This is a genomic window from Streptococcus sp. 121, assembly GCF_016458205.1.
Classification (GTDB): domain Bacteria; phylum Bacillota; class Bacilli; order Lactobacillales; family Streptococcaceae; genus Streptococcus.
Genome location: NZ_JAEMED010000057.1, coordinates 1 through 9,298 on the forward strand (window position 1 = coordinate 1; position 9,298 = coordinate 9,298).

Annotated in this window: 9 protein-coding genes; 3 read left to right on the forward strand and 6 right to left on the reverse strand. The window is 44.1% G+C overall.

Annotation, left to right across the window (positions count from 1 at the left end):
* Positions 1-157: 157 nt before the first annotated feature.
* The 3 genes from JEQ21_RS09155 to JEQ21_RS09165 form a co-directional block, all read right to left on the reverse strand.
* Positions 158-1,303 (reverse strand): hypothetical protein, encoded by a 1,146-nt coding sequence (locus tag JEQ21_RS09155; RefSeq protein WP_199365225.1) that lies wholly within the window; start codon positions 1,301-1,303, stop codon positions 158-160.
* Between the two features lie 76 nt (positions 1,304-1,379).
* Positions 1,380-2,615, reverse strand: coding sequence for a tetratricopeptide repeat protein (locus JEQ21_RS09160; RefSeq protein WP_199365226.1), 1,236 nt, complete (start codon positions 2,613-2,615; stop codon positions 1,380-1,382).
* Entirely contained in the window at positions 2,605-3,762 is a 1,158-nt protein-coding gene (locus JEQ21_RS09165; RefSeq protein WP_199365227.1) for an AI-2E family transporter, read from the reverse strand. The genes JEQ21_RS09160 and JEQ21_RS09165 overlap by 11 nt, the downstream gene beginning before the upstream one ends.
* Before the next feature lie 159 nt (positions 3,763-3,921).
* Between JEQ21_RS09165 and JEQ21_RS09170 the strand changes: the two genes are divergently transcribed.
* Genes JEQ21_RS09170 through JEQ21_RS09180 form a run of 3 tightly spaced genes read left to right on the forward strand, consistent with a single transcriptional unit; the run spans position 3,922 to position 6,550 of the window.
* Entirely contained in the window at positions 3,922-4,941 is a 1,020-nt protein-coding gene (locus JEQ21_RS09170; RefSeq protein ID WP_199365228.1) for a lactonase family protein, read from the forward strand.
* 53 nt (positions 4,942-4,994) lie between these two features.
* Complete coding sequence (locus JEQ21_RS09175; protein ID WP_199365229.1) at positions 4,995-5,180, forward strand: hypothetical protein; 186 nt, start codon at positions 4,995-4,997, stop codon at positions 5,178-5,180.
* A 50-nt stretch (positions 5,181-5,230) separates the two neighbouring features.
* On the forward strand, positions 5,231-6,550 hold the full coding sequence (locus JEQ21_RS09180) for an FAD-containing oxidoreductase (protein WP_199365230.1): 1,320 nt from the start codon (positions 5,231-5,233) through the stop codon (positions 6,548-6,550).
* 78 nt (positions 6,551-6,628) lie between these two features.
* Here the strand turns inward: JEQ21_RS09180 and JEQ21_RS09185 are convergent, their stop codons facing one another.
* The 3 genes from JEQ21_RS09185 to JEQ21_RS10340 all read right to left on the reverse strand — a co-directional run.
* On the reverse strand, positions 6,629-7,546 hold the full coding sequence (locus JEQ21_RS09185; RefSeq protein WP_199365231.1) for a pseudouridine-5'-phosphate glycosidase: 918 nt from the start codon (positions 7,544-7,546) through the stop codon (positions 6,629-6,631).
* Positions 7,530-8,648: a PfkB family carbohydrate kinase gene (locus tag JEQ21_RS09190; protein WP_199365232.1), complete on the reverse strand. Its 1,119-nt coding sequence runs from the start codon at positions 8,646-8,648 to the stop codon at positions 7,530-7,532. The genes JEQ21_RS09185 and JEQ21_RS09190 overlap by 17 nt, the downstream gene beginning before the upstream one ends.
* Positions 8,649-9,167: 519 nt before the next feature.
* Positions 9,168-9,298: transposase (locus JEQ21_RS10340; protein ID WP_196967522.1), on the reverse strand; the 131-nt coding region annotated here is incomplete at its 5' end.

Here is a 9,298-nt window from a genome sequence, read left to right on the forward strand (position 1 = left end):
TACTATTTCGTAGTTGCTTCTTTACTTGATTTGGCATTCTATCCACCTCCTTGAGCCTAAGTATAGCAAAAAAAGATTTCGAAAGCTCGATTTAGGAGCTTTCGAAATCCTTAACTTAATGACATTGACCTTCGGGCCAACCTTTTTTCGAATCAAATTATGGGTTATGGATACCTATAGAAGAAAGTAGGCTATCCACTTCCAAATGGCGAATCGTTTCAATCATCAAGAAGAGATCCTTAGGCGAAAAAACTTTTTGACCATGGTCTCCGTGCCTGGTTTCCTCGAAGGCTAAGATGGGTTTACCAGCAGTCGCCATATCCGCGACCACCGTCCCCACTTCCACATAGCGATTGATATCCAGATAAAAATCAGACTCTCGCGCAATTTCCTCATAAAGCAGGCTGTCTCTGGCCACACCTGGTGCCAGGGTAATGTTGGGGTAAACCAACAGATTCATCAGATTAGCAGTTACCTCTGTTGGAGCCGCAACAATAAAGCCAATATTCGGCAATTCCCGAGCCAGGGTCTCCAGATGCAGCAACTCATCTGAGTAGGTATAAACCCAGCCGACATAGTCATATTGGAAAAGGCTATTCACTTGATTTTCTAAGAGAAAGGGGCTCGTAAAGGACAACTCATCCCAATCCAAATTGGCATAATACCACCAAACAGCTTGGTAAGGGACCCTCCGCAATTCAGACCAGGGCTTAAAAGCAGTATCAAAATGAATGATGATGGGATAAAGGGGACCTTTTTCCATTTCAACCACAGCTAGGGATTCGGCCCCCTTGCGTTTCTTGCCTTTCATTAGTAAGGAAACATCCATTTTACTGGATACTTTTTCCTCCAAGAGCGAGTTTTTGAAATTGACTGATTTTGGTACATGGTGACTAACCACCTTAACCCGATCATCTGACCCTGCTTCCACTACATCCTGGCTTTGAACGCTGGAAATACTAAGGATACTCCCCATATCTTTCTTAAAGACAGGATCCAGGTCAGCAGTCACAATCATATCCGGTGACAGAAGGAGGACATTTTCTTCTTCCACGTAGTGATCCAGGATATAACGAAATGGGCTAAACTCCACTTGATCATCAGCCACTGGTAAGCGAACAGAGGTTAAATCCACAGCATTACGGTTCAGACGCTTGCGAATTTTAACAAACCATTCCTTGGCGATGCCATTATGTGCAATATAGAGGTGGAGGTTCTGGTTGTGTAGGACAATGGACTTAATCAAGGTCTCCAATTCTTGAATTTGGTTGGTTTTGGCAACCACGATAATGGCTTTGTTCATTACGGCTCCTTGTTAGCATTACATTATTTTGATTATAGCACACTTTCTAGGTACTCGCTAGAAATCCAAGCCCCTTTTATGCATCCAATCCGTTTAAAAATTCTTGCATGTCCGCATGGTCTGGAACCAAGTCTAGCACAGCCTTCGCCGCTTGCGCTGCTTCATCTGTCTGCCCCATTTGCCTTAGAATATAAGCGTACTCTTCTAGGAATTCTGGGTTAGCCTTGAGGTCTCCGGCCAAGTCTTGGTAAATCGCAAGAGCCCGCTCATCCTCTTCCAATGCCAAGAGAGCCTTAGCTAGGTTCCATTTGGTCAAAACGGAGTCTACATCCGCTGGAATCTGTGCTACCAAGTCTGCATAGGCTTCCTCTTCCAGATAAAGATTACTGAGGCGCAAATAGATCTCTTCTAAGTCTTCAGCCACTTCCTTGGCTTCCAATAGATAAGCCTTGGCTTCCTGTGTTTCGTGGAGTTCGTAAGATAGTTGGGAAGCTAGCAAGAGCAAGTGATCATCGAAGGGATTTTTAGCCAGACCCGCCTTGGCAACTCGCAAGGCTTCCTCTAGTTGATGTTCCTCTTTGAGCGCCCGTGCATAGCCCCACTCAAATCCCAGCATGTCAGGTGACAAGGCCTCAAGTTGGCGGAAATAATCCAAGGCCCGCTGCGCCCGACCTGTCTCTAATAAGAGAAGAGCCAATTCGTGGACGCTCTTATCATCGTATTCCAATTCAATCGCTTTTTCTAAAAATTCAATGGCCGCTTCCATTTTCCCCAGACTGGCATAGCTAAGGGCAATTCGCTGATAGGTTGAGATTCCAGTTAAGGCATAGATTTCCCGGTTATCCAGACTGGCATAAGCCTGAATAGCTGCCCGATAATTACCTAGCTCAAACTCTAATTCCGCAATCCCAAACACAATAATGGGATCATCGCTCAGTTCCTGGGCCTCCATCAACTTCTCACGCGCAACATCTGTCAATCCCTCCGCTTGGTAAAGGTCTGCTTTGACTAAAAGACTGGCTAAATACCAGTCACTGGTCTTCGGAATCTCCTCCAGGTAAGCAAAAGCTTCCTCGGTCCGCCCTTCCTGACTAGCCATTTGCGCCAGACTTAAAAAAGCTTCCGGATAAGCTTCTTTCACTTTCTCATAAAGAAGCTGAGCCTGATCGTAAAACCCCATTTCCTCAAGATAAAGGGCCATTTCAAATTGTTGTTCCGGTGAAGATTCTTGCAATAGCAGATCAAAGGCAGCCTGCGCTGCCTCTAAATTTTGATTTTCTAAAGCCTCTAAGAGAATTTGACTAGGATTCATGGTTTTCTTCCTCCTCATACAATCCAGATACATCCCGATACCAAGTAAAGAACGCTTCAACGATCACCTTGAGGGAGGCGTAGACAGGTACTCCCAAGAAAACTCCCCAAACCCCAAACATACTACCTGAAGTCAACAGAACAAAGAGAATGGTTAGGGGGTGAATATTGAGCTGACTCCCCAAAATCAAAGGGGACACAAAACGACCTTCAATGGTTTGCTCAATGATGAAGACCAAGATGACTTTAATCAACATGGCAGGACCAGCAATCAAGCCCAGAATCAAGGCTGGAATCATGGCCAAGAAGCTTCCCAAATAGGGAATTAAATTGAGAAAGCCAGCAGTAACCCCTAATGTTACCGCATAGTTAAGGCCAATTAACTTGAAAAAGATAATAAACATGATGGCCACGATAAAAGCCACTGCAATCTGCCCTTGAACATAGTTCCCTAGCTGCTTATTAACATCTGCTAAAACGCGACTAAAAGTTGGTCGAAATTTGGTTGGCATAAACTTGGTCAAATAAGGATTGAGTTCCTTACCATCCCGTAATAGATAGAAGACAATAAAGGGCATAATCAGGATTGCCACGAAGAACTGGGATACCCCCGTAAGAAAATTGCTAGCCCAGTTAACTGCGCGTGGGGAATACTGACTCACAAACTCGGTCAGGCGATCTGAAACTTCATTATTCAAGGCCATGAATTGAGGCCGGGCTTCCTCAAAAATCGGTTGATCCACTAACTTATTGAGCACCACCTCGGCTTGATCCAGATAAGATGGGAAATTTTGGACAAAAGCCAAAAATTGATTCCGAAGATTGGGAATCAAAACGGCTACACCCCAAACCAAAAGAGCTGAAATCAGCACAAAAACAATGACAATCCCCCATAGCCGCTTGAGTCCCTTAGACTCTAGAAAATCCACCAAGGGGTTGAGCAAGTAAAAAATCAACCCTGACATAATGAGTGGCAGTGACAAAACCTGAAGAAAATCTAGGACTGGGGTAAAAAGAAAGCTAATCTTGGTTAAGAGATAAATGTTTAAAAAGAGTAGTAAAAAGACTAAAAAGACGGTGATGGCCTTGTTATCTAAAAACCACCTAAAAAACCAGGATAAATGGAAGTTACGTTCCTTTTCTTGCATGTCGCGCTCCTTCTTTAACGTTTCTAACCATTGTAGCATTTTTTCCCATAAATAACTGGATCAAGGCTGAAACTCACCCTACTTCAAAACTCTTAATAGATGGGAAACTTTAAAAGGAAGGGGGGGCCTATGATATAATGGAGAAAAAAGGAGAATCTTATGTTTGAAACCCTCTATTTCGGTACCTATACCAAACGCAAATCACAAGGCATTTACAAGGCCAACCTAAACACTGAAACCGGACAACTTTCAGACTTGGAACTGGTAACCACGGAGACCAGCCCTACCTATTTAACATTTAGTCCAAAAGGCAAGCTTTATAGCGTTGCTGCTCAAGATGGACAGGGAGGCATTGGTGCCTATACCTTACAAGGAGATCTGCTGAATCATGTGCTAGAAGATGGTGCCTCACTATGCTATGTAGCCTACGATGACCAACGCCAACTGGTCTATGGTTCTAATTACCATAAAGGACAGGTAACATCCTATCATATTCAGGAAGATGGGCAATTAGCCCTTGCTGATGTCGTTACCCAGGAAGGGTCAGGGCCTCATCCCAATCAAGCTTCCTCTCATGTCCACTTCTCAGATTTAACACCGGATAACTATCTCGTGACCTGTGATTTGGGTGCAGACCGTGTCACAACCTACGCTGTTTCAGATACCGGCAATTTATCAGCTGTCGCACAATACCAAGCACAAGCAGGAGCCGGCCCTCGCCATTTGGTCTTCCACCCCTACTTCAAAATGGCCTATCTCGCCTGCGAACTCAACTCAACAGTTGAAACCCTGGTCTATGACGGAGTTGGAGATTTCGACTACTTGCATAGCCAGACAACCTTACCAACCGATTACCAGGGCGACAATACTGTAGCTGCAATTCGCATGAGCCAGGACGGTAACTTTGTTTATGTTTCCAATCGCGGTCATAATTCCATCGCCGTTTTCAAAGTACTAGCCGATGGCAACTTGGAACAAGTTCAAATCATCTCTAGCCAGGGGGATTTCCCTCGTGATTTCAATTTCTCCAGTGATCAAAATTTCTTAATTGTTGTTCACCAAGAATCGGATAACGCTTCTGTCTTTAAACGGGATAGGGAGACTGGCCGTTTAGACCTACTAAACAGTGACTTTTTCGTTCCCGAAGCTGTTTTTGTTTCTTCCAATCCTTATGAATAGCCTTTCATAGAAAATTATGCTATTCTATTAATAGAAAAACAAAGGAGAGTCCTATGAATCCAACTGAACTATTTAACAAAGTCAAAGAAATGATTGATAACAAAGACTTTGAAGCCGCAAAAAGCTTCATCGACGAACACAAAGATGAACTTGGATCTTACCTTGACCAAGCCAAATCATTGGTTTCAGGATCCGAAGGAATTAGCGGTGCAGTTGATAAGTTGAAAAACCTATTCTAATACCCATGCACCAGCCCTACGACTGGTGCTTTTTTAATAAGGAGATACCTATGTTACATTTTGATTTATTGGTGATTGGTTTTGGAAAAGCTGGAAAAACTTTAGCCGCTAAGATGGCTAGTCAGGGCAAAAAAGTCGGTCTCGTAGAACAAGACCCCGCAATGTATGGCGGAACTTGTATCAATATCGGTTGTATCCCAACCAAAACCCTGATTCGAGCTGCTGAACAAAATCAAACCTTCAGTCAGGTCATGGAAGAAAAAAATGCCGTGACTGGTCGACTCAATAAGAAAAATTATGCGATGTTAGACGGAGCTGGGGTCACACTCTTTGATGCGCGTGCTCGATTTGTATCTGACAAGGTTATCCAACTACAAGCAGGAACCGACCAACAAGAGGTCACTGCCGATATCATCGTCATCAATACTGGTGCTGTTTCCAATCAATTGCCAATCCCTGGCCTGCTCGAAAGCCAGAACGTCTATGATTCTACTGGCATTCAAAACCTTTCTGAACTTCCAAAAAACTTGGGTGTTCTAGGTGCCGGTCCAATTGGTTTGGAATTTGCGAGTCTCTATAATCGCCTTGGTAGCAAAGTAACCATCCTTGACGCTGCTGATACTTTCTTACCACGAAGTGAGGCTAGCCTAGCTCAAATGGCTAAAGGTTACTTGGAAGAAGATGGCATTCAAATTCATCTCGGAGTCCTAACTCAAAGCATCTCCAACACTGAAGAGGGTAAAGTCCTTCTCAACACCAACCAAGGAGATTTCGAGTTTGACGCCCTCCTCTATGCAACAGGTCGAAAACCCAATATCCAGAACCTTGGCTTGGAAAATACGGGCATTGCAGTGACCGATCGTGGTGCTATCCAAGTTGATCAACATTTACAAACAACAGTCCCTGGTGTCTTTGCCGTCGGAGATATCAATGGTGGACCACAATTCACCTACATCTCCTTGGATGATTTCCGAATTGTCTACAACTACTTAGCAGGTGACGGTGGCTACAACCTCGAAAACCGCAAAAATATTCCAAACGCTATCTTTATCAGCCCAACTCTAGCTCAAGTCGGACTCACAGAGGCTCAAGCTCAAGCTGCTAATCTTCCATATAAAGCCAAAGAAATGCCTGTGGCCGGAATGCCTCGTGCCCATGTCGACGGAGACCTTCGTGGAGCCTTTAAAGCTGTTGTGAATACAGAAACAAAAGAAATTCTTGGAGTTAGCATCCTTTCCCAAAATGCCCAAGAAATCATCAACCTCATCACTATGGCTATGGATAATAAGATTCCATACACCTACCTAGCCCAACAAATCTTCACCCACCCAACTCTGGCTGAGAACCTAAACGATTTGTTCAATATCTAATCAAGCCAAATACCCCCGTGAACTCGGAACTCACGGGGGTATTTCTCTATCTCTTTTTCCCAAGACTAGGAATCTACATTAGGCGTCTAGCTGACTATAAGCCTTGGCAATCCGTGCCCCAACCTTGGCATTGTTATAAACCAGTTGGATATTAGCTTTCAGACTTTCACCACCCGTCAATTCTACAATTTTTCCAAGAAGGAATGGTGTCATGTCTTTACCAGTAATACCAGCTTCTTCTGCTTCTACCACGGCTTGAGCAATGATGCCATCGATGTAATCCGCTTCCAATTCGTGCTCAGTTGGAATCGGGTTCACCACGAGGGTCCCAGCTGTCAATCCAAGATCATGACTGACTTTATTCATGTGGGCAATTTCTTGAACGGAGTCAACCCGACTATTGAGCTTGTAAGGAGATTTGCTGGTGTAGAAGGCTGGTAGAACATCTGTTTGATAGCCGAGCACTGGTACACCTTTGGTTTCCAAATACTCCAAGGTTCTTGGCAGATCCAAGATTGATTTTGCTCCAGCACAGATGACTGTTACAGGTGTCTGAGCCAACTCTTCTAGGTCAGCGGACACATCCATGGTTTCTTCGTAGCCACGGTGTACTCCTCCGATCCCTCCTGTTACAAAGAAGGGAATACCCGCTAAATGAGCCCCAATCATAGTGGTGGCTACTGTTGTAGCTCCGATTTTTTTCTGGGCGAGAATCAGAGCTAAATCGCGCCGGGATACCTTGGCTACGACCTTTTCGGTTGCCAAGCGTTCCAAATCTTCCGTGCTCAGTCCAATTTTATATTTTCCGTCCATAATCGCAATGGTAGCAGGAACAGCACCTTCTTCACGAATAATGGCTTCAACTGTTTGCGCCATCTCCACATTTTGAGGGTAAGGCATCCCGTGAGAAATAATGGTCGATTCAAGGGCTACAACTGGTCGGCCTTCCTCTAGGGCTGCCGCAACTTCAGGGGCAATATCAAGATACTGTTTCATTGGTAAAAAGTTCCTTTCTTTCTTTAGCAAGACGTTCCTTAGACAAGGTTGGTCGAACTGTGTCCTGTGAGGCAATTGTATAGTAAGAATTGGTTAAACCCAATTGCAAGGTTTTCTGGATGGAGGCTCCATTTAACCAGCCGTAAATAACACCCGAAGCCAGGGCATCACCGGCACCTGTAGCATCCACAACCTGGTCCAATTTAACTGGTTGAACTTCAAGGTAGGTTCCATCCGCATGAGCATAGATCATGGTCTTCGCACCTTCTGTGATCAAAACCTGTTTCAAACCATGCTCTAACCAGGCCTGAGCCAGATCTTTTTTGGTGACCTTCTTGCTCAACTTCAACTCTAAATAAGCCTCAGATTCATCCAAATTCACAATCAGCCACTCAACCCCATTTAAATCCTGAGGTAGGTGCTTCATCTTCGGTGCTGATACGGGCACCAAGGCTAGCTTCAACCCGTGCTCACGCGCTAATTGAATGAGATAATCCAAACTCTCCTTGGGTAGATTCAAATCCGCCACAATTCCTTTGGCATCCAACAATAGATTCTCATTTTTGGACAACCAAGAAGGGGTCATCTCATCGCAAATCGTCATATTAGCCAGCGCTAAGGTCATGTCACCGTCCTCATCCAGGATAGCCACATAAGAACTAGTCGGATGATGACTCTGCTTGTCAACATACTTGAGATTGACATAGGACTGGGTCAGAGCCTTTAGCTGCTCCCCATCATGGTCATCCCCAACCAAGGAAAGCAGGAGAACATCCTCCTCTAAACGCCCGAGATTCTCTGCAATATTCCGACCAACCCCTCCTACCGAAAGACTGGCACCAACTGGATTAGAGGTCCCCATCTGCAGCTTTTCCCTGGCATAAAACTTCCGATCCAAATTCATCCCACCAATACAGATCACCGACTTGGACTCCTCCAAGATGTAAGCCCGACCACGGAGATAATTCTTTTGCACCAAACTGGAAATGAGATTCGCCACCGTTGACCGCGAATAGCCAACCTGCTTTGCCAACTCCTGCTGGGACTGATACGGATCCTGGCGAATCAAATCCAACACCTCTTGCTCACGATCTGTTAACACAAGAAACCTCCTCTCTAAACACTTGTCAAAAGCTAAACAATTGTTTCAACAACCTCATTATACGCCACCTTCCCCAAAAAAGCAAGAAATATAAGAATACTGGCAAACTTCAAAATCGGAATACTCGAAAAATTTCAAAAAAATGACTAGGAAAGCCGATGATGGTAGAACTGAAGTTCACCGAAGAGGCTTGACAACGTCAGATTTTGAAATTTAATGAGTATAAAACGAGAGTAATTCGAAATTTATCCTCGAGAACCTTATAAGCTTTTTTCTTGTGAGAAAGTTGCGAATGTTTTCATGTTTCCCGAGAAAAATGCGAAGTTGTTCCATACCAACACTTTTCATTTCCAAAAAAATGAAATTCACTTGACCTCCAGGTATAGAAAAAGCCTCATACACGGAGGATGAGACTTTCACACTAGTTTTCGAGCTTTCCAATTGCTATGCTCGAGATAAAAAATCCGAGATTTTTTCTTGAGAGGCAGTCGAGGATTTCCAAACGATCACTATATATAGTCATTTAGTTTTTAAATAGTATGTTATTGCATCAGTTATAGAGTCCATCTTGCGAAGTAATTCTGTAACTGATTTTTTTAGAATAGCCCAACTTTGCTCAATTGGATTTAATTCTGGAGAATACGGTGGTA

Coding starts and splice junctions, on each gene's coding strand:
- JEQ21_RS09175 (WP_199365229.1), top strand. CDS start 4,995: ATGAATCCAACTGAACTATTTAACAAAGTCAAAGAAATGATTGATAAC.
- JEQ21_RS09165 (WP_199365227.1), bottom strand. CDS start 3,762: ATGCAAGAAAAGGAACGTAACTTCCATTTATCCTGGTTTTTTAGGTGG.
- JEQ21_RS09180 (WP_199365230.1), top strand. CDS start 5,231: ATGTTACATTTTGATTTATTGGTGATTGGTTTTGGAAAAGCTGGAAAA.
- JEQ21_RS09185 (WP_199365231.1), bottom strand. CDS start 7,546: ATGAAACAGTATCTTGATATTGCCCCTGAAGTTGCGGCAGCCCTAGAG.
- JEQ21_RS09160 (WP_199365226.1), bottom strand. CDS start 2,615: ATGAATCCTAGTCAAATTCTCTTAGAGGCTTTAGAAAATCAAAATTTA.
- JEQ21_RS09155 (WP_199365225.1), bottom strand. CDS start 1,303: ATGAACAAAGCCATTATCGTGGTTGCCAAAACCAACCAAATTCAAGAA.
- JEQ21_RS09170 (WP_199365228.1), top strand. CDS start 3,922: ATGTTTGAAACCCTCTATTTCGGTACCTATACCAAACGCAAATCACAA.